We start from the raw sequence: 21,083 nt of genomic DNA, 5'->3' as shown, positions 1-21,083 counted from the left end.
GCTACCGCGGCATCCAGTCGTAGAGGTGGTTCAGTAGGAAGTAGGTCACCACACCCAAGAACAGGCTCAGCGACCACGAGGCGACCGCGATGCGACCGATGCGGGCGTGGGCAGTCTCCTTGAGTTCGGCGGGTGTATGGGTCAGTCCGAGCACGACCGGATAGACCACGACCGGAACGGCGATTGCCGACAACAGGATGTGGACCGCGAGCATCACCAAGTATAGTGGTCTGATGAGGCCAGCATACGCCGCGAGGAACTGGCCCTGCTCGATGACGATTGCCTTCTCGAAGCCCCCGCCCACCTTCCAGAGGTAGACCACGAGAAAGACCATGATGAGCGAAAAGGCGGTGAGCATCGCCGCGCGGTGACGGCGGATGTTCCCCTGTCGAATGAAGTAAAAGCCGACGAGCAGCGCCGTCAGCGCGAGACTGTTGATGACGGCGATGGCGTCCGAGAACAAAATCACTGTGTCGTTGCCGATTGGCGGGAAAATGTCGACGATGCCGGCGAACGTCCCGATGACGAGCACGTAGCCGACCACCGAGAGGACGGCGGTCGCCGCGAGCGGGTGCTCCTTGACGGGACCGTGCGTGCTGGCTGTTGCCATCTCCGATACTCGACTCGCTCGGAGTATGCCTCTTCTGGTTTGAGGTTAGGACAAGATATTTATCAATGCTGTTGCCATCGAAAGCATGGTCCGCTCGCTGCTTCACAGCGCGCTGCTCGAACGGCATTCGACGCTCCGCTTTGCCCTCATGCTTCTGGGCGTCTGTGTGCTGCTCGCGAGCGGTCCGCTGTGGCTCGGCACCGCGGATTTCGACTACCACTTCAGTTACGACGGGCAGGTGGCAGACCTCTCGTTCCAGCAGGAACTCGAAACCACTCCCTACCGACAGCTCGATACCGAGACGAAACGCATCGTCGACGACGCAATCGACGGACGGAGCTACGACTTCGAGGACGACACCCGGAGTCTGCCGAAATACGTCTCGCGTGGCGGGACGTTCTATGCGTTCAACGCCGGTCGTTCCGTCGACTGGACGAATCCGGGGTCGGCCGTTCCGGTGCTAACCGGGCTGGTCGGCCTCTGGCTGGTCTTCGAGGCGGTCCAGCACGAGCGCAGCCAGCTCGGACCGCGCGGGCACTGAGCGTCGTACATGGTTTTCACCGATAGACCCAAATCGGCGGCGACTGAAACGGGACCCATGAGCGCAGAACAGGCACAGCGGCCGATTCGGTGTCTCGTCGCCAAAGTGGGGTTGGACGGCCACGACCGTGGTGCACACGTCATCGCGCGCGCCTTCCGCGATGCGGGCTTCGAAGTGGTCTATTCAGGGCTGCATCGCTCGCCCGACGAAGTGGTCCAGGCCGCCGTCCAAGAGGACGTCGACGTGCTCGGGATTTCCATCCTCTCGGGGGCGCACAACACGCTCGTGCCAAAGATTCTCGACGGACTCGACGAGTATGGCGCGCTCGACGACACGCTCGTCATCGTCGGCGGCATCGTCCCCGACAAGGACAAAGACGACCTCAGAGACCGAGGTGTGTCGGCCATCTTCGGTCCCGGCGCGTCGATGGACGAGACCATCGAGTTCGTCCGCGAGAACGCCCCGGAACGCGAATGAGCGACCTGCTCGACCGCCTGCTCGACGGCGACCACCGCGCGCTCGCCCGCGCCATCACCAACATCGAAAACCGCACGCCGGGCCACCGCGAGTTGGTCTCCTCGCTGTACGATTACACCGGTGACGCCGAGGTCATCGGCATCACGGGCAGTCCGGGCGCGGGCAAGTCCACGCTCGTGGACAAGGTCGCCGAACACTACCGCGAGCAGGGACTGACTGTCGGTGTCATCGCCATCGACCCCTCCTCGCCCTTTACCGGCGGCGCAGTTTTGGGCGACCGCATCCGAATGGCCTCGAACGTCGGCGACATGGACGTCTTCTTTCGCTCGATGAGCGCGCGCGGCAGCCTCGGCGGCGTCTCGATTGCGACCGCTGACGCCGTGAAAGCACTCGACGCCTTCGGCAAAGACAGGATTATCGTCGAGACCGTGGGAGCCGGCCAGAACGAGATCGATATCGTCAAAACTGCCGACACGGTGACGGTGCTCGTCCAACCCGGCAGCGGCGACGACGTGCAGATGCTCAAGGCGGGTATTTTGGAAATCGCCGACGTGTTCGTGGTGAACAAGGCCGACCTCGACGGTGCCGACCGCACAGTCCAAGAACTGAACGAGATGCTTCAACTGCGCGGTGACGACGGCGGTCGCACCGCGAGCGGTCACCACGCGGGCCATCACGCCGAATCGGCCGAGGCGGTCGCGCTCCAACGCCCCGACACGGACGCCGAATGGACGCCACCGATTGTCGAGGCGGTCGCCACCCAAGGACAGGGCGTCGCGGAGTACGTCGCCGCGCTCGACGACCACCGCGAGCACCTCGAAGCCACGGGCGAACTCGACGCCAAGGCACGCGCCCGCTACGCCGAGGAAATCAGGACCCTCCTCCGAGAGGACACCGCCGACCTCCTGACCGAGGAGATCGCCGCCCGCGGCGGCATCGAGGAACTCGTCGCCGGGGTCGAAACGGGCGAGACTGACCCCTACGAGATCGCCGACGCTGTTCTCGACCCAATCGCCGAGTGCGCCCGGCAGCAGCGCGATTCCTGAGTCGAACCGCGTCCGTCCCCAGTAGGTAGGAAACTACCGTAATCGGTATACGCGAGTATGAAATAGGGGCCAGCCACATGAAACACCCAGTCGTGGCGCTCGCGCTATTGGTGGTCGGTGTGGCCGTCGGTATCGTGGTCACCGGTGGACTCGTACCGATTCCCGCCGAGTTGTCGAGTCAGGCAGGGTTCGTGCTCCAGCTCGGCGGATTACAGGACTTCATCGAACGCATCGATGCCATCCTCGAATCGGTCGTCGACCTGCTGCGAACGCTCGGCCAACTGTTCGGCGAGGGCGGAGGCGGCGAGTAAGCGTCAGCGCGCAATCGCCAGCGCGACCTTCTCGATTGGGTGGCGGGGCGCACTTTCTCCGGAGCGGTCGCCGAGTTGCGTACGGCAGGAGGTGCCGGGCGCGACGACCTCCTCGGCGTCGCTCTCGTCGACCTGCTCGAAGAGGATGTTCCCGATTGCCTGCGAGAGGTCGTAGTGTTCTTCCTCGTAGCCGAATGAGCCGGCCATGCCACAGCAGCCCGAATCGAGCGGGTCCACGGCGTAGCCCGCTCTCCTGAGAACGCCGACGGCGTGGTGGTCCTTGTTGAGCGCCTTCTGGTTGCAGTGGCCGTGGTAGGTGAGCGACTCCTCCTGCTCTTCGAAGTCGATGTCCTCGTCCAGCCGCATCACATCGATGTATTCGAGCACGCCGTAGGCGCTGCCCGAAACGCGCTCGGTGGCGTCGTCCTCGGGTAACAGGTCGAGGTACTCGTCCTGGAACATCACCGCGTCGGACGGCTCGGCGAAGACGACCGACCAGCCGTCCTGAACGAAGGGGTCGAGCGCCGCGACGTTCGTTTCGGCACACTCGCCCGCCTTGTCGAGAAAGCCCTTCGAGTAGGCCGGTCGGCCGCTCGACACCACGTCGTCGGGCATCTCGACATGAACGCCAGCCGCTTCCAACGCCAGTACCGCTGCCTTGCCCGGTTTCGTGTTGCTGTAGTTCGTGTACGTGTCGGGAAAGAGCAGGACTTTGCCGGTGGCATCGCCGACTGGAACCTTCGACCCTCCACGAGAATCGAACCACTCTTCCAGACTCTGGCGCTCGAAATGCGGCAGGTCGCGCTCTGCGGCGATTCCCAAAACTCGCTCCATCGCGGCCCGCGCACCGGGGAGTTTCGGTCCCCAGTTCGACAACGGCGCGAACGCGCTCCCGAGCGCTGCCAGACTGTCGATGTTCGCGAAGACGCGCTCGCGGAGACCGGCTCCCTCACGCTGGTGATACTCGTGTTTGACCTCCGTCTTTATCTTCGCCATGTCCACACCCGTGGGGCAGTCGCTCATACAGCCCTTACAGCCCACACAGAGGTCGAGCACCTCCTCCTGGAAGCGCTCGGAAAACATCTCCTCCTCGGAGATTTCGCCAGAAATTCCCGCCCGGAGCATGTTCGCCCGCCCGCGCGTGGTCTGGATTTCTTCCTTCGAGGCGCGGTAGGTCGGACACATCGTGTTCGAATCGGTCTGGCGGCAGGTGCCACAGCCGTTGCAGAGTTCGATGGCGTGGGAAAACCCGCCCTCGCCCTCGAAGTCCATCTCGGTCCCCGGTTCGAGCGAGGAGTAGTCCGGCCCGTACCGGAGGTTCTCGCGCATGTCGGCCGGTTCCTCCTCCCAGTACACCACCTTCCCGGGGTTCATCCGCTTGTCGGGGTCGGCGGCGAGTTTGAGTTCCTGAAACGCGCTCCAGAGCTGTTCGCCGTACATCTTCGGGTTGAACTCCGTGCGTGCGAGGCCGTCGCCGTGCTCGCCCGAAAACGAGCCGTTGTGGTCAAGTACCAAGGAAGTGACGTCTTCCGAGATGGAGTGCATCTTCTCGATGCCCTCGCCCGCTTTGAGGCTCAGGATGGGTCGAATGTGAAGCGTCCCCGAGCCAGCGTGAGCGAAATACGCCGCCGACGTATCGTGGGCTTCCAGTACGTCCTCGAACTCCCCGACGTATTCGGCGAGTTCCTCCGGGGGTACAGTTGCGTCCTCGATGAACGGGTAGGGTTTCGGGTCGCCCTCCAAGCTCATCAACAGTGGAATCGCGGCCTTGCGGAGCTTCCAGAGCTTCAACTGGTCTTCCGGTGTATAGGCCTCCAGCACATCGAAGGCGCTTCCCTCGTCGACGAAGTGGGCGTTCGTGCCCTCGATTGCGTCCTCGAAATCGTCGTGGAGTTCTGAATCGAATTCGAGCATCAGGGCCGCGGCCGTCCCCTCGGGGATGGGTTCGGCGTACTGGGAAAACTCGGTCGATTCGCTCGCCAGCCGAAAGACCTCGTCGTCCATCAGCTCGACGGCGCTCACGTCGAAGTCGAGTGCCTCGGGGACGGCCTCCATCGCGTCGCCCAAACTGTTGAAACAGTAGAGCGCGAGCGCGGTCTCGTCCGGTTTCGTGACGAGTCCGACGGTGGCCTCCACGATGGTTCCGAGCGTTCCCTCCCCACCGACGAACAGTTTTGAAAGGTTGATGACCTCATCGCCGTCGTCGTTCTCGTCGATGACCTTGTGGAGATTGTACCCCGACACCGAGCGCTTCAGAGTGGGGTAGCGCTCGTCGATCTCCTCGGCGTTGTCCTCGACCAGCTCTCGTACCGTGCGATAGAGGTCGGCCTCACGGTCGTCCCTCTCGACGATTTCCTCCCATTCGGGGCTATCGAGGACGACCTCACGAGTGTGAATCAACGAGCCGTCGGCGAGCACGACACGGAGTTCCTCGGTGTAGGCGTCGGTGATGCCATACCGCACCGAGTGCGCCCCGGTACTGTTGTTGCCGATACCACCGCCGATGGTCGCCCGGTTCGAGGAGGCGGGGTCTGGGGCGAACTTGAGGTTCCACTGGTCGAGGTGGTCGTCGAGGTGGTCCTGGACGACGCCGGGCTGGACGGTCGCGCGCCGTGCGTCGGGGTCGACGTCGAGAACGTCGTCCATGTGCCGGGTCGTATCGAGCACGACACAGCCCGGTCCCACACTTTGGCCGGCGAGCGACGAGCCAGTGCCGCGCGGAAGCACCGGCGTGTCGTGGTCGGCGGCGACCCGAACCGTCGCCTGCACGTCCTCGATGTCGCGCGGACAGACCACGCCGGCGGGCCGTGCGCCGTAGATGCTGCCGTCGGTCGCATAGAGGATTTGGGAATACTCGTCGAAGCGGACCTCGCCGCGAACCCGCTCGCGGAGGTCATCGGCGAGCGCGCGGTGTTCGGGGACGGCGTCGTGGTCGTGGCCGAGCGCGTCGGCCGAGGTCTGGAGGGTCGGTGGGTCGTAGAACTCGTCGTCGACTGCCATGACCGGTTTCGGTGAGTCGTCGTGTTAAGCGCTATGCTAACGGATACCGATTCCGCTACAGCAGCGACTCGACGAACCCCGTTCGGAGTGCGGTTATCAGCAGCGTCAGTACCGGAACGCTCATGAGCGTCGTGGTCAGCACGACCGCGCTGACGTATTCCGGCCCGCTGACGCCCTCGGGCGAGCGCTCGCCGCTAAATTCGATGAGCAGGATGAGCGACGTTATCGCCGCCGGCGTCGCACATTCGAGGATGAACACGCGCGCGACGGTCGTGTTTCCGAAATCGAGCACGACCGCGATGGCGAACCCGACCAGCGGCGCGACCAGCAGTTTGAGAACGTTCGCCGACTTCACACGGGACAGCGCCGCGCCGTAGTTCGCATTCGCCAGCTGCACCCCAACGAGAATCAGCATCAGCGGAATCGACGAATCGCCGACGAGTTGGATGGTCGTCATCGTCGCACCGTCCGCCGGCGGGACGAGACCGAGCGCGCGCACGACGAGCGCGAGGACGACCGCGTAGACCAGCGGGAGTTTGAACACCTTCGTGAGCGCGCCGAGACCACGTGCACCGCCGGCCCGCGAGGCCAAATAGACACCCACAGTGTAGATGACGACGCTCTGGCCGACGAGGTACAGGACTGCGGTCGCCCGCCCGGTCGCGCCGAAGGCGAACTCCGAGAGCGGTATCCCGTAGTTACCCGAGTTCGAGAAGGCACTCACCAACACGAGCGCGCTCTGTATCGGCTCCTGCTCGCCGAGGACGCGTCCGACGCCCTCGGCGAGACCCGCCATGAGGAGGATGAAGGCGACGACGCCGACGAGCACCTTCACCAACGTCGCGCCGCCGACGGTAGTCGTCGTGAGGCTGTGAAAGACCAGCGCCGGCACGAGAACGTACACAGTAACCGTATTGAGCGGCTCGACGTCGATGTCTCGCAACCGACCGAGGACGAAGCCGACCGCGGCGATGGTGACGATGGGGAGGATGGCCGTGGCGAAGACCGAAAGCAGCGACATACCCGGCCTACTCCACACCCGATTACGAACGTTGCGAGACGCGATTCAGGGTCGAGTCACCTGTCGGGAACGACCACGAGTTTGCCGAGGAAACTCTCCTCCAAGACGGCACGCTGAGCCTCGCTCGCACCCTCCAGTTCGTACTCGCGGGCGATGTCGATTGTGAGGTCGCCAGCGCTCATCAGGGTGGCCAGTCGGGCGAGCGGCACGCGGAAGTCCGGCGTGTTGAACATGCTCATGAACTGGTAGTTGACGTCCTTGCTGCGGGCAACGCCGTCGTTTTCGAAGCCCACCTGTGGGCTTTGCTCCCCGATACCGACCACCCGCGCACCGGTCGCAGCCACCGCCGCATCGAACTGGAGGTAGTCGTCGAGGCGGTGGTCCAGAACGACGTCGACGCCGTCGGTTCCGCCGACGCCGCTGGCCGCCTCGCCCACCGCGTCGGCGAGGTCCGCACGGGAGTAGTCGAAGACCGCGTCGGCACCCAACTCGGCGAGTCGGTCGTGGGAGTCCGGGCTGGCGGTCGTCAGCACCTGTGCGCCGGTCGCGGCGGCGAGCTGGACCGCGACGTGGCCGACGCCACCGCTTCCCCCGTGAATCAAACAGGTCTCACCGGGTTCGAGACCCGCGTGGTCGACGAGCGCGCGCCACGCCGTCACGCCGGCGACGCCCGCCGCGCCCGCCGTGGTCGTGTTCACTCCATCGGGCAGGTGAACGAGCCGGTCGGCCGGCACGGCCGCGCACTCGGCGTAGCCGCCGTGGTGGTTGCGGCCGATACCCGTCCCGTAGACGCGGTCGTCGGGTGCGAACCCCTCAACTCCCTCACCGGTCTCGCGAACTTCGCCGGCGAAATCGGTCCCCGGAATCATCGGCAGCGTGAACGGATCGTACGCTCCCTCTCTGAAGTAGGTATCGACTGGATTGATGCCGGCGGCGTGGACCTCGACGAGTACCTCACGAGCGCCGGGACTCGGCTCGTCGATTTCCTCGATGTCCAGTACCTCGGGACCGCCGTGGTCGTGGAATCTGACGGCGCGCATGACGGCCACTCGTCGAGGGGGCGAGAAAAAACTGTCCCGGCCCGTCAGAGCTTTCATCGATGGAGTCGAACCGACCCCGATGCGGCTCATCGCCCACCGCGGCTTCGCCGACCGCTACCCCGAGAACACGCTCGTCGCCATCGAGAAGGCGGTCGACGACGCCGACATGATCGAACTCGACGTTCGGCGGTGTGCCTCGGGCGAACTCGTCGTCTTCCACGACGAGGTGGTCGATAGAGCCACCGACGGCTCCGGGCGCATCGACGACCTCCCGCTTTCCCGGCTCGAAGACCTCGACGTACACGGGACGGGCACCGGGATTCCATCGCTCGCGGAAGCCGCCGACACGATTCCCGCGGATACGGGCATCAACCTCGAACTCAAAGAGCGCGGGATTGCAAACGAGGCCGTCGCGGCCGCCTCCACAGTCGACAACGAGGTCATCGTCTCCTCGTTCGACGGGCAGGCACTCGACGACCTCGACACCGACGATTCGACTGTCGAGTTGGCCTACCTCTTCGGGCTGAACACCGACGAGGACTTCGAGAGCGCACTCGAACTCGACTGTGGGTTCATCCACCTCCACTGGGGCCACTGGCTGCTGACGGATGCCATAGAGCGTGCCCACGCCGCTGGCATGAAGGTGAACGTCTGGACCATCGACACCACGGTCGGCACTCGGCTGCTCGCGCGCGCCGGCGTCGATGGCGTCATCGCCGACTCACCCGACGTGCTCTGACAGCGGATTTAACCGAACGGGCTGTGGAGCGGTCAGCATGGACGAACGGCGCTGTCCCGACTGTGGCGTGCGAATGGAGGTTACGAAAGCCGTCACGACCGTCGATTCCGAGAGCGTGAAACTCAAAACCGACGACAAGCGCGACGGACTGCTCGGCTCGCTCGGAATGAAACGGACGCTCGGCGTCGATGCGTATCTCTGTCCGGAGTGCGGGCTGGTTCGGCTGTACGCCGACATCGCGGAGTGAATCGCGGGGATTTAAGCGCGCGGCAGCCCCCTCACGAGGTGATGCGACTCCACGAATATCAGGCAAAAGAGGTCTTCGCCGAGGCCGGGATGCCGACACCCGATGCGGAGTTGGCCGAGAGCACCGACGAGGTGCTCGCTGCGGCCGAGCGAATCGGCTATCCGGTCGCAGTCAAAGCCCAAGTCCACGTCGGCGGGCGGGGCAAGGCCGGCGGCATCGAACTCGCCGAGAACGACGAGGAAGCGCGCGAGGCCGCCGACTCCATCCTCGGCATGGACTTGAAGGGCTACACCGTCGAGCGCGTGCTCGTCGAGCAGGCTGTGGATTTCGTCGACGAACTCTACGTCGGTGTGACGATGGACCGCGGCGAGGGTAAACCCGTGGCGATGGTCTCCTCCGAGGGCGGCGTCGACATCGAGTCGGTCGCCGAGGAGCATCCCGAGGCCATCGCCCGCGAGCACGTCGACCCTGCCTTCGGCATGCACCACTACCAAGCCAACCGGGCGGTCTACGATGCGGGCGTCGACCGCGAGGTCGCCTCCGATGTCGCAGGCGTGCTCACGACGCTGTTCGACCTCTGGGAGAACCGTGACGCGAGCGAGGCCGAGATCAACCCGCTGATGATAACCGAAGAAAACGAGGTTGTGGCGGCCGACGCAGTGATGAACATCGACGACGACGCGCTCTTTCGCCAGCCCGACCTCGCGGAGATGGAAGAGGAAGCCGCCGGCGACGATTTGGAGGCGAAGGCCAACGAGTACGACTTCGATTACGTCCGTCTCGACGGCAATGTCGGAATCATCGGCAACGGTGCGGGGCTGGTGATGACCACCCTCGACCTCGTGGACTACTATGGAGGGACGCCGGCGAACTTCCTCGACATCGGCGGCGGCGCGAAGGCCGAACGCGTGGCGAACGCGCTCGACATGGTGTTTTCGGACGACAACGTCGATAGCGTCGTCTTCAACCTGTTTGGGGGCATCACCCGCGGCGACGAGGTGGCACGCGGCATCAACAGCGCTATCGAGGAGTTCGACGAACTCCCGAAACCCGTCGTCGTGCGGCTTGCGGGGACGAACGCCGAGGAGGGGATGGACATCCTGAACGCCGACGCGCTCGACGTCGAGGAGACGCTCGAAGGCGCAGTCCAGCGAGCCGTCGAGCACGCCGGAGGTGCACGATGAGCGTGCTCGTCGACGACGACACTCGGGTGGTCGTACAGGGAATCACCGGTGGTGAGGGCGAGTTCCACGCCGGCCAGATGATGGAGTACGGGACGAACGTCGTTGCGGGCGCGGTCCCCGGACGTGGCGGCGAGGAGGTACATGGAGTTCCGGTCTACGACACGGTCGAAGGAGCCGCCGAGGCCGAGGACGCCGACGCTTCCGTCGTACTCGTCCCGCCGGCGTTTGCGGCCGACGCGCTGTTCGAGGCGCTCGACTCGCCCGTCGACCTCGTGGTCGCCATCACCGAGGGAATCCCGACCCAAGACATGAGTCGCGTCAAAAAACGCCTCGGCGAGACCGATAAACACCTCATCGGGCCGAACTGCCCGGGGATAATTACGCCCGGCGAGGCCAAGCTGGGCATCCTGCCGGGTAACATCTTCTCGTCGGGCAATGTCGGTCTCATCTCGCGCTCGGGCACCTTGACCTATCAGGTGGTCGATAACCTCACCGACCGCGGACTGGGCCAGACCACAGCGATAGGAATCGGCGGCGACCCCATCATCGGGACGAACTTCGTCGACGCACTCTCGTTGTTCGAGGAGGACCCCGCGACCGAGGCGGTCGTGATGTGTGGCGAAATCGGCGGCACCGACGAGGAGGAGGCCGCCCGATTCATCGACGGGAACATGGACACACCGGTTGCGGGATTCATCGCGGGCCGGACCGCGCCGGCCGGCAAACGCATGGGCCACGCCGGAGCCATCGTGAGCGGTTCCGGTGCCGGGACCGCAGAAAGCAAAATCGAGGCGCTGAGCGAGGCCGGCGTGCCCGTCGGCGACACGCCCGAGGAAGTCGCCGACAGCGTCGAAGAACTGCTGTAAGCCGACGGCGACGCTCGTTTTCTGTCTGTTTTGAGAGTCCGTCGCGTCCGGGGGCTGGCGGTCGGCCCGGTCGTGTTCACGCAGACTGTCGGATAACCGTCCCCGATTCCGTGAGCGATTGCGCTTTGCAGCCACACGAGGACGCTTTCGATAGTGGTAACTGGTAACAACTATTAAGATACTAGCCGTTCAAGCGTGCGATGCAGACACGCGGGGTCTGCGCTACGCTCGGCCGACACGGGGCCGCCGAGTGTGGGAGCATACGCGAACCACGGGCCGGGGGTCAACCGGCCGGCCCGTTTTCTCTCGCAGCGAACGAACACGGACGATTGTCGAATGGGACTGTTTTAGAGGCGAAACCCATATCTTTGTCCCGTCTAATTCAGTAGTTAGATGAGACACAGTAAAGTTCCTCGGCAGGGATGGTTTCGATGACTGCCGGGACCCGACCGGTTCGTGAGGTGCTGGTCGCATGTTAGAGGAATTTTTCGTTCGAGTGGCCGGCACGGACCCGGTATGGCAGGCACTCGTCGGCGGATTGGTCATCGCCGGTCTCAACGCCGTCGGTGCGCTGTCGGTCGTCGTTTGGCGAAATCCGAGCGAGCGCGCGCTCGACGGGGCGCTCGGGTTTGCGGGTGGGGTGATGCTCGCGGCGAGTTTCACGAGCCTCATCATCCCCGGTATCGAGGACTATGCCAACGGCAGCCTCTTCCCGGTCGTCGTCGGCATCCTGCTCGGCGCGCTCGTGCTCGACCGCGGCGAGAAGTGGGTGCCGTACGTCCAGCGCCTCGTCACCGGCCGCAGCCGCGAGGAGCTATCGACGGATGGCGGCGAGGCGGTCGCGGCCCACCGGACGGCCGCCGACGGGCGCATCACACCCCTGATAATCTTCATCGTCGCCATCACGCTGCACAACATGCCCGAAGCGCTCGCGGTCGGCGTCGGTTTCGGCTCGGGCAATCTGAGCAACGCCATCGCGCTAATGGCCGCCATCGGGATTCAGAACATCCCCGAGGGACTTGCGGTCGCGGTCGCCGCCCGCAACGCCGGGCTCGGCTCGCTGTTCTACGCCGGCGTGACGGGGATTCGCTCGGGGCTGGTCGAGCTACCTATTGCGGTCTTCGGCGCGGTCGCGGTCTCGTTCGCCGAACCCCTCCTTCCCTACGCGATGGGCTTTGCCGCCGGCGGGATGCTCTACGTCATCATCGACGAAATCGTCCCCCAGACCCACGAGCGCGGCCACGAACGGGTGGCGACGCTCGGCACAATCGTTGGTCTCGTCGTGATGCTCTCGCTCGACGTCGCGCTCGGCTGAGTTCGATACTGTCCGTTCGTTCCCGGACCCCGCGAACCGTCGAGCGTCGCTACTCGCTCAGTTCATCGAACTTTTCGACGCCGGCGCGTGCGATTTCGACGTCCTCGTCGGGCATCCCGCCGCTCGACCCGATTGCCCCGACGATTTCGCCACCGCTTTCGAGCGGGAACCCGCCACCGAAGACGACGAGTCGGCCCTCGTCGGTCGTTTGGAGACCGTACAGCGGGCCACCGGGCTGGACCGCCTCGGCGAGTTCGTGGGTCGGCATCTCCAGCCCGGCGGCTGTGTAGGCCTTGTTCCGGGAGATAGTGACGCTCGGCAGCCACGCCCCGTCCATCCGATGCTGGGCGACGAGGTTCCCCTCCGAGTTCGACACCGTGAGCACCGACGGAACGCCGATTGCCTCGGCATGCTGTTCGGCCGCTTCGATTACCGTCGTCGCTCGTTCGAGTGGGATGGTTGCTACCATGTTCTCCACCCATCCGTTCTCGCCCATCACACAAAACCTGAACGTCCGTGCGCTTTCGCGACCTCGTGGCGCTGTTCGTCATGCGGACGGTCATCCTCGTGCCGCTGGTCGCCGGCATGACTCACCTCGTGAGCGCGCTCGGCGTGCTCTAAGCGCGCACGTACTCGATGAGCGCCGCGACGAGTTTGTTCTCCGCACGTCGGAGGTGCTCTTCGGCGGTGCGTCGCTCGACGCCGACCGTCTCGGCGATGGCAGTCGTCGTGGTCTCTCGGGGAATCTCGTAGTAACCGTTGTCGTATGCGGTCGCGAACGTCTCACGCTGGCGGGGCGAGAGGTCGGGAAGGACGCCGTCGAGGGTGAGTAACGGCGCGTCGTGGGCGACGGTCTCGATTTCGCGCTTGCGCTCGACGGTGACGGCGAACCCATCGTCGAGAAGGGCGCGATAACACGACGTGAGGTTGGCCGGATCGAGCGCGAGCACGCGGCAGGATTTCGCGCCGTCGGCGTAGCGCAACGGTGGGAGGAGCAGGCAGTCGTGGCGCGCGAGATACGTCTCGATGAGGTTCCCCTCGTGACGCTTCAGACACTCGCCGGTGATTATCACCACCTCGTCCGGCCGCTGGAGGCGGTCTTGCACGCCGACCTCCTCGCGGACGTGGGCGAGAATCTCGTCGGTCGCGTCCTCCGTGACGTACAGGAGGTCACAGTGGTCGTTACACCACAGCTCGACGCGGGCGTCCGTGCCGGCGGTCGCGGCGGCATAGGTCCCATCGCCCTCGATTCGAAATGTCGCCTCGTACATACGTCGGGGGAACGGCCGCATCGTCCTAAACCCTGCTCCAGGTGGAGGTCAATCCTCGCTGGAGGCGGCAGACGCGGTTCCACCACTCGCCGGCGTAGTGTCGTCGGCTTTCTCGGAGTCTTCGTACGCGATCTGCCAGCCGGTCACTCCCATGAGCAGGAGAACGAGCGGTGAGAGGAACCCGAAGAAGTAGTACGGGGCATACGAGAGCGTCGGAACGCCGAGCGTGCCGGCCATGAACAGCCCGCCGCTGCCCCACGGGATGAGTGCGGCCGTCGTCGTCCCGGCGGCCTCGACGGCACGCGAGAGGTTCTTGCTCTTCAGTCCCTGCTCGCTGTAGAGGTTTCTGAGGGTCATCCCCGGCACGACGATGCTGATGTACTGCTCGGCGGCGAGCATGTTCATCGCAACGGCCGAGATCGCCGTCACGCCGGTGAGACTCGCCACGCCACGGCTCAACCGGCCGAGGTGGTGGGCGAGCACGGCGAGAATCCCGGCCCGTTCGAGGATGCCGCCAAGCGAGAGCGCGGCGAGGGCAATCGTCACGATCCACGCGCCGCCGAGCAGCCCGCCGCTTTCGAGCAGCCCGTTGACGAGTTCCATTCCCGTCTCGGGCCCGGTACCTGACTGGGCGGCCGTCCACGCGGCGGCGAAGTCGGTCCCTTGGACGACCACCGAGGTGAGCACGCCCGCGAAGACGCCCGTCCCGAGCGTCGGCAGCGCCGGAATCCCGTAGATGGCGAGTCCGAAGGTGACGACCAGCGGGACGAACACGAGCGGCGTCACGGCGTACGAGCCCGCGATGGCGTTTTGAATCGCGCCGACGCGCCCGGCGGGAATGCTCCCGGACGCGCTCAGCCCGAGGAACACGTAGAGGACGACCGAGAGACCGAACGCGACGAGCGTCCCGGCACGCATCGCGTTGATGTGGTCGTAGAGGTCGGTGTTCGTCACGGCGGCCGCGAGGTTCGTCGTGTCCGACAGCGGCGACTGCTTGTCGCCCGTGTACGCCCCCGAGAGGATGGCTCCGGCGGTCATCGGGGCGGGAATCCCGAGACCGGAGCCGATGCCGATGAAGGCAACCCCGAGCGTGCCCGCGGTGGTCCACGACGAGCCGACCGCAAAGGAGACGATTGCGGCGAGCACGGCTGTCAGCGGCAGGAATATCGCTGGCGTGAGGAGTTCGAGACCGTAGTACATCAGCCCCGGAATGGTTCCGGCCTGAATCCACGTGGCGATGAGCGCGTAGACGACGAACATGATGAGGATGACGCGCATTCCCATCAGAATGCTGTCGGTGATGCCGTCGTAGAGGGCGTCCCACGAGAAGCCGAGGTGATAGCGGACGAACAACCCGGTGAAGGCGATGCCCCAAAACAGCGGGAACTGTGGGTCCAAGCCGAAGACGACGATGCCGACGCTGAGGAAGAGTATCATCGCCGCGACGGGAACGAGCGACGCCGTGAGCGACGGCCGTTCGTCGGGAGCGATGTCCTCGAACAATCGCGGTTCGTAGGCTACCATCCGTTCACCTCACCGTCGGTGGTAGCCCCACTAAATGGCTTTTCACTCCGCTTGTTCCCGTGCGTTCCGTCGGAACCATCGTATCGGCCACAACACATCGGTTTCACGGGCGACACCTGCTCTGTGGCCGGCGACAGCCATCGCCACGGGACGAATCGACACGTCAGTCCACACGTCTGCCGTTCGGTAGCCGTTCCCATAACACTCCGTCGTTCCAGAACAGGCAAGGATGGTCACCTACCGAATGGAGCGGTGTTTAAGTTCTCACCCGAGATGACAACCGTTCACTATCTCGACGAGGTTGCTGGTTCGTCCCCGTCTGGACCGGACGTGAACACTCGTCCACACAGGGAGACGTTTGTGCTAATAAATAATGCTCCAAGCGGAGGGCGAACTGTCTCGTGTGTCGTTCGCATACACTCCCCTGATGAGCGAACAAGAACCCGCATCGACCGACACCGGCATCGGCGAACCGTCGGATGAGTGGCGCGAGTACCGGGGCGCACCGACCGGCACCGACATCGAGTGCGAGGGGTGGCGACAGGAGGCCGCCCTCCGGATGCTCAACAACAACTTGGACCCCGAGGTAGCGGAAAACCCCGAAGACCTCGTGGTCTACGGCGGCACGGGTCGTGCGGCCCGCTCGTGGGACGCCTACGACGCCATCCTCGACGAGCTGCGCGAGCTGGGTGACGAGGAAACCCTGCTCGTGCAGTCGGGCAAACCTGTGGGACGGTTCCCGACCCACGAGCGCGCGCCACGGGTGCTCATCGCGAACTCGAATTTGGTGGGGAAGTGGGACGACTGGGAGCACTTCCACGAACTCGAAGCCGAGGGCAAGATCATGTACGGCCAGATGACCGCCGGCTCGTGGGCGTACATCGGCACGCAGGGCATCATCCAGGGGACCTACGAGACGCTCGCCGAACTCGGCCGACAGGAGTACGAGAGCGACCTCGAAGGCAAGATCGTCGCCACGGGCGGTCTCGGCGGGATGAGCGGTGCGCAGCCGCTCGCGGTCACGATGAATCGAGGTGTGTGTATCGCCGCCGAGGTCGACGCCCGCCGCATCGAGCGCCGACTGGAGACCGATTACCTGATGGAACGCGCCGAGAGCCTCGACGAAGCGCTCGAAGCCGCCGAGGCAGCGGCCGAAGCTGGCGAACCCTACAGCGTCGCCGTCGAGATGAACGTCGCGGACATGCTCGAAGCGATGGCCGACCGCGAGTTCGTCCCCGACATCGTGACCGACCAGACGAGCGCCCACGACGAGCTTGAGGGGTACTACCCGAGCGGCTACACGGTCGCGGAGGCCGACGACCTCAGGGAATCTGACCCCGAGCGCTACGTCGAGGCAAGCCTCGACACCATGGAGCGCCACGTCGACGCGGTCCTCGACCTCCAGGAGCGCGGCGCGGTCGCCTTCGAGTACGGCAACAACCTCCGCGGACAGGTCGAGGAGCATCGCGGGCGCGAGGACGCCTTCGATTTTCCGGGGTTCGTCCCGGCGTACATCCGTCCGATGTTCTGTCGCGGTCGCGGGCCGTTCCGGTGGGCGGCGTTGTCAGGCGACCCCGCTGACATCCACCGCACCGACGAGGCGGTCACCGAACTGTTCCCCGAGAACGACTCGCTTACCCGCTGGATAGACCTCGCACAGGAGCAGGTCTCCTTTCAGGGCCTTCCCTCGCGGGTCTGCTGGCTCGGCTATGAAACCGATGATGGTCTCACCGAGCGCGCCCGCTTCGCGCTCCGGATCAACGAACTCGTCGCGGAGGGCGAGATTTCGGCACCCATCGTCGTCACGCGCGACCACCTCGATGCGGGCAGCGTCGCCAGCCCGCACCGCGAGACCGAGGCGATGAAGGATGGCACCGATGCGGTCGCCGACTGGCCGATCCTCAACGCCCTGCTCAACTGCGCGGCGGGTGCGGACATCGTGAGCGTCCACGACGGCGGCGGCGTCGGCATCGGCAACGCGCTCCACGCGAACAACCACGTCGTGCTCGATGGCTCCGACCTCGCGGCCGAGAAGGCCCGGCGGGTCTTCACGACCGACCCCGGCATGGGCGTGATTCGCCATGCCGACGCGGGCTACGACGAGGCCATCGACGAGACCGACCAGTCCGACGTGCCCGTGCCGATGCGGGACCGACGATGAACCTGCGCGAGCCGCCAGCGTGGGTCGGTCCCTCCGGGGACCCGAACGACGAGCAGTTCGGCGATGTCGTCGAGCCGACGGCCATCGACGACGCCGGCGAGTTCGACGCCGTGCTCGTCGGCGAGCCGTACGACGGCGCGGTTATCGGTCGGCGCGGTGCGCGCGAGGGACCGGCGGCACTTCGTGAGGAACTCGCCGGCGTCAAGACCCATCACTTCGAGTCGGGACCCGTCGGCTCGGTCGGCGACTGCGGCGACATCGAGATTCCGGATGGTGATGTGGGTGCGGTGCAGGAAACCGTCCGCGAGAGTACCCGTGAAATTCACGCCGGCGACGCGCTGCCGGTCTTCCTCGGTGGCGACAACTCGCTCACCTACCCGAACGCTGCCCCACTGCTCTCGGAGTCACTCGGGGTCATCAACTTCGATGCCCATCTCGACTGCCGTGAGGTGCGCGACGGGCCGACCAGCGGAACGCCCTACCGACAGCTTCACGAATCGGGTCTCGATGCCTACGCCTGTGTCGGCGCGCGCCACTTCGAGACTTCCACTACCTATGCCGAGTACGTCCGCGAGCAGAACGGTGAAATCGTCACGAGCGAGGCGGTCGGCAGCGGTTCCGTGACGGCCGCCGAGCGCGCACTCGACGCGATGGCCGAGGTCGATGCGGTCTACGTCAGCGTGGACCTCGACGTACTCGACGCGACGGCCGCACCGGGCGTGAGCGCACCCACACCCGGCGGACTCACGACGCGCGAGCTGTTTCGAACGCTGCGGGCGGTCGCAGCCGACGCCCGTGTGGCGGGCTTCGAGGTCGTCGAGTGTGCGCCACCGCTCGACACCGATGGGCGGACCGCAGCCGCGGGCGCGCGCGCAATCGCTCACTTCCTCAGCGGATACACCGGAGATTCATCATGACTGAACGCACGACAGTGGTCCACGACGCGAGCGAAATCGTCGTCGGATCCGGAACGGACGCACCGCTCGAAACGTACGAAGACGCCGCCCTCGCCGTCGTCGACGGCCGCGTGGCCGCGGTCGGGCCGACCGACGAACTCACCGACGAGTATCCACCCGAAAACGCCACCCACGCCATCGACGCAGGCGGGCGGAGCGTGATTCCGGGCTTCGTCGATTCCCACACGCATGGCCTGTTCGCCGGCGACCGCTCGGACGAGTTCGCGGCGAAGCTCGGCGGCGAGAACTATCAGGACATCCTCGCCGAGGGCGGCGGCATCCTCAGAACTGTGCGCGCCGTCCGCGAGGCGAGCGACGAACAGCTTCTCTCGAATCTCCTCACCCATCTCGACACGATGCTTGCCCACGGCACGACCACGGTGGAAATCAAATCCGGCTACGGGCTCGACACCGAGACCGAGTTGCGAATGCTCGACGTCATCCAGCAGGCCGACGAGCAGCATCCGGTCGACGTGGTGCCGACGTTCATGGGCGCACACGCCGTGCCCGAGGACGAAGACACCGATGCGTACGTCGACGAAGTGGTCGACGACCAGCTCCCGGCGGTCGCCGACCAAGGAATCGCCGAGTTCTGTGACGTCTTCTGCGAGGAGGACGTCTTCTCGGTCGCACAGTCCAGACGGGTGCTCGAAGCCGGGATGGAGTACGGACTCACCCCCAAGGTCCACGCCGAGGAGTTCGTCCGGCTCGGCGGCGCACAGCTCGCGGCCGAGGTGGACGCGGCGAGCGCCGACCACCTGCTCCACGCGAACGACGACGACCGCACGGCACTCGCCGAGGCGGGCGTCACACCCGTCCTCCTGCCCGGAACGGCCTTCTCGCTCGGCGCGGACTACGCCGACGCGCGGGCGTTTCTCGATGAGGGCGGGTCGGTCGCGGTGGCGACCGATTTCAACCCGAACTGTCACTCCCAGAGCATGGGCTTCGCCATCGCACTCGCCTGTGTCGGGATGGAGATGACGCCCGCCGAGGCGCTCGTCGCCGGCACGCACGGCGGCGCACGCGCGCTCAACAGGGCCAACGAGGCGGGCACACTGTGGGAGGGGATGCCGGCCGACGTGGCCATCGTCGACGCGCCGTCGCATATCCACGTGCCGTACAACTTCGGGGTGAACACCATCGAGACGGTGCTCAAAGACGGCGAGCCGGTCGATGGAGGACAACGGTGAGCGACCGCGAACCCGTGATGCTCGACGGCGCGTCGCTCACGCCCGAGGACGTGGCTGCGGTCGCTCGCGACGGTCGTACAGTCGCCATTGCCGACGCCGCACGCGAAGCCGTCAGGGAATCGCGGGAGCGCGTCGAGGACGTTCTCGACAGCGATGAAGCGGTCTACGGGCTGAACACCGGGTTCGGCCAGCTCGTGACCGAACGCATCCCCGAGAGCGACCGCGAACAGCTCCAGACCAATCTCGTTCGGAGCCACGCCTCGGGTGTGGGCCGCGAACTCGAACCGGAGGAAGTGCGTGCGATGTTGCTCACCAGAATCAACGCCCTCGTGAAGGGGTATTCGGGGGTTCGCGAGGTCGTCATCGACCACCTCGTGAGGATGCTCAATCGAGGTGTGCATCCGGTCGTCCGCTCGCAGGGAAGCCTCGGCGCGAGCGGCGACCTCGCCCCGCTGGCCCATCAGGCGCTCGTGCTGCTGGGCGAGGGTGAGGCCGAGGTCGACGGCGAGCGACTCGATGGAGAGGCGGCGCTCGCGCAGGCCGGTCTCGAACCGCTCTCGCTCGCCGCGAAGGAGGGGCTGGCGCTCATCAACGGCACGCAGCTCACTGTGGGACTGGGTGCGCTCTGTGTGGTCGATGCCGAGCGCGCACTCAGGGGAGCGGACGTCGCCGGTTCGCTCACCACGGAGGTCTCGATGGGCACGACCGCCGCGTGTGACCCGGCGATTCAGGACGTGCGCCCGCACTCGGGACAGGCCGCGAGTGCGCGCAACGTCCGCACCCTCACCGCCGATTCGGACATCGTCGAGTCCCATCGCAACTGCGACCGCGTGCAGGACGCCTACTCGATTCGCTGTCTCCCACAGGTCCACGGCGCGGCCCGGGACGCGGTTTCCCATCTGCGCGAAGCGGTCGAAATCGAGTTAAATAGCGCGACCGACAACCCGCTGGTCTTCGCGGGAAGCGCGGTCGACGACCGCGCGAGCGGTACCGAGAGCGCGGGCGTGCTCTCGGGCGGGAACTTCCACGGCGCGCCGCTCGCACTTCGACTCGATTACGCCACGAACGCGCTCACCGACCTCGCCGCCATCGCCGAGCGCCGGGTCGACCGACTGCTCAACCCGAACCTTCAGGAGGAGCATCTCCCGCCGTTCCTCACGCCCGAGAGCGGCGTGCGCTCTGGCTACATGATAGCTCAGTACAGCGCCGCCGCGCTCGTCAACGAGAGCCGGTCATTGGGCTCGCCCTCGACGGACAACACGCCCGTGAGCGGCGGCCAGGAGGACCACGTGAGCATGAGCACCCAGAGCGCGCTCAACGCCCGCACCGCCGTCGGGAACGCGCTGACCGTGGTTGGCATCGAGCTGCTCTGTGGCGCGCAGGCGATGGAGTTCGTCGACGACGCCCTCGACCCCGGCACCGGCACCGGTGCGGCCTACGGGGCGCTCCGCGAACACGTGCCACCGCTGGATGCGGACCGACCGCTTCACGACGAAATCGAGGTCGCAACGGAGCTGGTGGCCGCGGGGCGGCTCGACGAGACCATCGAGCGCGCACTCGACGAGCCGCTGGCGTAGCACGGTC

The 21,083-nt window shown here is 65.6% G+C and carries 20 protein-coding genes; 13 read left to right on the top strand and 7 right to left on the bottom strand.

Going from position 1 to position 21,083, the window contains the following annotated elements:
- Nucleotide 1: 1 nt before the first annotated feature.
- Nucleotides 2-610 (bottom strand): DUF420 domain-containing protein, encoded by a 609-nt coding sequence (locus ACQUQO_RS01650; protein ID WP_435076194.1) that lies wholly within the window; start codon nucleotides 608-610, stop codon nucleotides 2-4.
- Nucleotides 611-695: 85 nt separating this feature from the next.
- Between ACQUQO_RS01650 and ACQUQO_RS01645 the strand changes: the two genes are divergently transcribed.
- From ACQUQO_RS01645 to ACQUQO_RS01630, 4 genes are all read left to right on the top strand, one after another.
- Nucleotides 696-1,151: a hypothetical protein gene (locus tag ACQUQO_RS01645; protein WP_435076193.1), complete on the top strand. Its 456-nt coding sequence runs from the start codon at nucleotides 696-698 to the stop codon at nucleotides 1,149-1,151.
- 57 nt (nucleotides 1,152-1,208) lie between these two features.
- Nucleotides 1,209-1,628: a cobalamin B12-binding domain-containing protein gene (locus ACQUQO_RS01640; protein ID WP_435076192.1), complete on the top strand. Its 420-nt coding sequence runs from the start codon at nucleotides 1,209-1,211 to the stop codon at nucleotides 1,626-1,628.
- A complete protein-coding gene (gene meaB / locus ACQUQO_RS01635; protein ID WP_435076191.1) occupies nucleotides 1,625-2,674 on the top strand; it encodes a methylmalonyl Co-A mutase-associated GTPase MeaB in 1,050 nt (349 codons plus the stop codon). The genes ACQUQO_RS01640 and meaB overlap by 4 nt, the downstream gene beginning before the upstream one ends.
- A 77-nt stretch (nucleotides 2,675-2,751) precedes the next feature.
- Nucleotides 2,752-2,985, top strand: coding sequence for a hypothetical protein (locus ACQUQO_RS01630; protein WP_435076190.1), 234 nt, complete (start codon nucleotides 2,752-2,754; stop codon nucleotides 2,983-2,985).
- A gap of 3 nt (nucleotides 2,986-2,988) precedes the next feature.
- Here the strand turns inward: ACQUQO_RS01630 and ACQUQO_RS01625 are convergent, their stop codons facing one another.
- The 3 genes from ACQUQO_RS01625 to ACQUQO_RS01615 are packed head-to-tail and all read right to left on the bottom strand — an operon-like array spanning nucleotide 2,989 to nucleotide 8,046.
- A complete protein-coding gene (locus tag ACQUQO_RS01625; RefSeq protein ID WP_435076189.1) occupies nucleotides 2,989-5,985 on the bottom strand; it encodes an FAD-binding and (Fe-S)-binding domain-containing protein in 2,997 nt (998 codons plus the stop codon).
- A 55-nt stretch (nucleotides 5,986-6,040) separates the two neighbouring features.
- Nucleotides 6,041-7,006 carry an AEC family transporter gene (locus ACQUQO_RS01620; RefSeq protein ID WP_435076188.1) on the bottom strand — a complete coding sequence of 322 codons (966 nt, stop codon included), beginning with the start codon at nucleotides 7,004-7,006 and terminating at the stop codon, nucleotides 6,041-6,043.
- Nucleotides 7,007-7,062: 56 nt separating this feature from the next.
- Complete coding sequence (locus tag ACQUQO_RS01615) at nucleotides 7,063-8,046, bottom strand: NADPH:quinone reductase (RefSeq protein WP_435076187.1); 984 nt, start codon at nucleotides 8,044-8,046, stop codon at nucleotides 7,063-7,065.
- Between the two features lie 79 nt (nucleotides 8,047-8,125).
- Here ACQUQO_RS01615 and ACQUQO_RS01610 point away from each other — a divergent pair, with 79 nt between their 5' ends.
- The 5 genes from ACQUQO_RS01610 (at nucleotide 8,126) to ACQUQO_RS01590 (ending at nucleotide 12,397) form a co-directional block, all read left to right on the top strand.
- Nucleotides 8,126-8,785 (top strand): glycerophosphodiester phosphodiesterase, encoded by a 660-nt coding sequence (locus ACQUQO_RS01610; RefSeq protein WP_435076186.1) that lies wholly within the window; start codon nucleotides 8,126-8,128, stop codon nucleotides 8,783-8,785.
- A 37-nt stretch (nucleotides 8,786-8,822) separates the two neighbouring features.
- On the top strand, nucleotides 8,823-9,032 hold the full coding sequence (locus ACQUQO_RS01605; RefSeq protein WP_435076185.1) for a hypothetical protein: 210 nt from the start codon (nucleotides 8,823-8,825) through the stop codon (nucleotides 9,030-9,032).
- Nucleotides 9,033-9,073: 41 nt separating this feature from the next.
- Nucleotides 9,074-10,216: an ADP-forming succinate--CoA ligase subunit beta gene (gene sucC / locus ACQUQO_RS01600; protein WP_435076184.1), complete on the top strand. Its 1,143-nt coding sequence runs from the start codon at nucleotides 9,074-9,076 to the stop codon at nucleotides 10,214-10,216.
- Nucleotides 10,213-11,082, top strand: coding sequence for a succinate--CoA ligase subunit alpha (gene sucD, locus ACQUQO_RS01595; RefSeq protein ID WP_435076183.1), 870 nt, complete (start codon nucleotides 10,213-10,215; stop codon nucleotides 11,080-11,082). Before sucC ends, sucD begins: the two co-directional genes overlap by 4 nt.
- Nucleotides 11,083-11,554: 472 nt before the next feature.
- Nucleotides 11,555-12,397: a ZIP family metal transporter gene (locus tag ACQUQO_RS01590; RefSeq protein ID WP_435076182.1), complete on the top strand. Its 843-nt coding sequence runs from the start codon at nucleotides 11,555-11,557 to the stop codon at nucleotides 12,395-12,397.
- A gap of 49 nt (nucleotides 12,398-12,446) precedes the next feature.
- On the opposite strand, the gene ACQUQO_RS01585 is transcribed toward ACQUQO_RS01590, so the two are convergent.
- The 3 genes from ACQUQO_RS01585 to nhaC form a co-directional block, all read right to left on the bottom strand.
- Entirely contained in the window at nucleotides 12,447-12,866 is a 420-nt protein-coding gene (locus ACQUQO_RS01585) for a GlcG/HbpS family heme-binding protein (protein WP_435076181.1), read from the bottom strand.
- A gap of 148 nt (nucleotides 12,867-13,014) precedes the next feature.
- A complete protein-coding gene (locus tag ACQUQO_RS01580) occupies nucleotides 13,015-13,668 on the bottom strand; it encodes a helix-turn-helix domain-containing protein (protein ID WP_435076180.1) in 654 nt (217 codons plus the stop codon).
- A 48-nt stretch (nucleotides 13,669-13,716) separates the two neighbouring features.
- On the bottom strand, nucleotides 13,717-15,192 hold the full coding sequence (gene nhaC, locus ACQUQO_RS01575) for a Na+/H+ antiporter NhaC (RefSeq protein WP_435076179.1): 1,476 nt from the start codon (nucleotides 15,190-15,192) through the stop codon (nucleotides 13,717-13,719).
- Between the two features lie 427 nt (nucleotides 15,193-15,619).
- On the opposite strand from nhaC, the gene hutU reads away from it, so the two are divergent.
- The 4 genes from hutU to hutH are packed head-to-tail and all read left to right on the top strand — an operon-like array spanning nucleotide 15,620 to nucleotide 21,076.
- Complete coding sequence (gene hutU / locus ACQUQO_RS01570; RefSeq protein WP_435076178.1) at nucleotides 15,620-17,353, top strand: urocanate hydratase; 1,734 nt, start codon at nucleotides 15,620-15,622, stop codon at nucleotides 17,351-17,353.
- Entirely contained in the window at nucleotides 17,350-18,270 is a 921-nt protein-coding gene (gene hutG / locus ACQUQO_RS01565; protein WP_435076177.1) for a formimidoylglutamase, read from the top strand. The genes hutU and hutG overlap by 4 nt, the downstream gene beginning before the upstream one ends.
- Nucleotides 18,267-19,499, top strand: a complete 1,233-nt coding sequence (hutI, locus tag ACQUQO_RS01560; RefSeq protein ID WP_435076176.1) for an imidazolonepropionase — start codon at nucleotides 18,267-18,269, stop codon at nucleotides 19,497-19,499. The genes hutG and hutI overlap by 4 nt, the downstream gene beginning before the upstream one ends.
- Nucleotides 19,496-21,076: a histidine ammonia-lyase gene (hutH, locus tag ACQUQO_RS01555; RefSeq protein WP_435076175.1), complete on the top strand. Its 1,581-nt coding sequence runs from the start codon at nucleotides 19,496-19,498 to the stop codon at nucleotides 21,074-21,076. Before hutI ends, hutH begins: the two co-directional genes overlap by 4 nt.
- The last annotated feature ends 7 nt before the right edge of the window (nucleotides 21,077-21,083 follow it).

The sequence above is a fragment of the Halococcus sp. AFM35 genome (genome assembly GCF_051195015.1).
Lineage (GTDB): Archaea > Halobacteriota > Halobacteria > Halobacteriales > Halococcaceae > Halococcus.
This window is presented reverse-complemented; position numbering and strand designations above follow the sequence as displayed.

Coding starts and splice junctions, on each gene's coding strand:
- ACQUQO_RS01650 (WP_435076194.1), bottom strand. CDS start 610: ATGGCAACAGCCAGCACGCACGGTCCCGTCAAGGAGCACCCGCTCGCG.
- ACQUQO_RS01645 (WP_435076193.1), top strand. CDS start 696: ATGGTCCGCTCGCTGCTTCACAGCGCGCTGCTCGAACGGCATTCGACG.
- ACQUQO_RS01640 (WP_435076192.1), top strand. CDS start 1,209: ATGAGCGCAGAACAGGCACAGCGGCCGATTCGGTGTCTCGTCGCCAAA.
- meaB (WP_435076191.1), top strand. CDS start 1,625: ATGAGCGACCTGCTCGACCGCCTGCTCGACGGCGACCACCGCGCGCTC.
- ACQUQO_RS01630 (WP_435076190.1), top strand. CDS start 2,752: ATGAAACACCCAGTCGTGGCGCTCGCGCTATTGGTGGTCGGTGTGGCC.
- ACQUQO_RS01625 (WP_435076189.1), bottom strand. CDS start 5,985: ATGGCAGTCGACGACGAGTTCTACGACCCACCGACCCTCCAGACCTCG.
- ACQUQO_RS01620 (WP_435076188.1), bottom strand. CDS start 7,006: ATGTCGCTGCTTTCGGTCTTCGCCACGGCCATCCTCCCCATCGTCACC.
- ACQUQO_RS01615 (WP_435076187.1), bottom strand. CDS start 8,046: ATGCGCGCCGTCAGATTCCACGACCACGGCGGTCCCGAGGTACTGGAC.
- ACQUQO_RS01610 (WP_435076186.1), top strand. CDS start 8,126: ATGCGGCTCATCGCCCACCGCGGCTTCGCCGACCGCTACCCCGAGAAC.
- ACQUQO_RS01605 (WP_435076185.1), top strand. CDS start 8,823: ATGGACGAACGGCGCTGTCCCGACTGTGGCGTGCGAATGGAGGTTACG.
- sucC (WP_435076184.1), top strand. CDS start 9,074: ATGCGACTCCACGAATATCAGGCAAAAGAGGTCTTCGCCGAGGCCGGG.
- sucD (WP_435076183.1), top strand. CDS start 10,213: ATGAGCGTGCTCGTCGACGACGACACTCGGGTGGTCGTACAGGGAATC.
- ACQUQO_RS01590 (WP_435076182.1), top strand. CDS start 11,555: ATGTTAGAGGAATTTTTCGTTCGAGTGGCCGGCACGGACCCGGTATGG.
- ACQUQO_RS01585 (WP_435076181.1), bottom strand. CDS start 12,866: ATGGTAGCAACCATCCCACTCGAACGAGCGACGACGGTAATCGAAGCG.
- ACQUQO_RS01580 (WP_435076180.1), bottom strand. CDS start 13,668: ATGTACGAGGCGACATTTCGAATCGAGGGCGATGGGACCTATGCCGCC.
- nhaC (WP_435076179.1), bottom strand. CDS start 15,192: ATGGTAGCCTACGAACCGCGATTGTTCGAGGACATCGCTCCCGACGAA.
- hutU (WP_435076178.1), top strand. CDS start 15,620: ATGAGCGAACAAGAACCCGCATCGACCGACACCGGCATCGGCGAACCG.
- hutG (WP_435076177.1), top strand. CDS start 17,350: ATGAACCTGCGCGAGCCGCCAGCGTGGGTCGGTCCCTCCGGGGACCCG.
- hutI (WP_435076176.1), top strand. CDS start 18,267: ATGACTGAACGCACGACAGTGGTCCACGACGCGAGCGAAATCGTCGTC.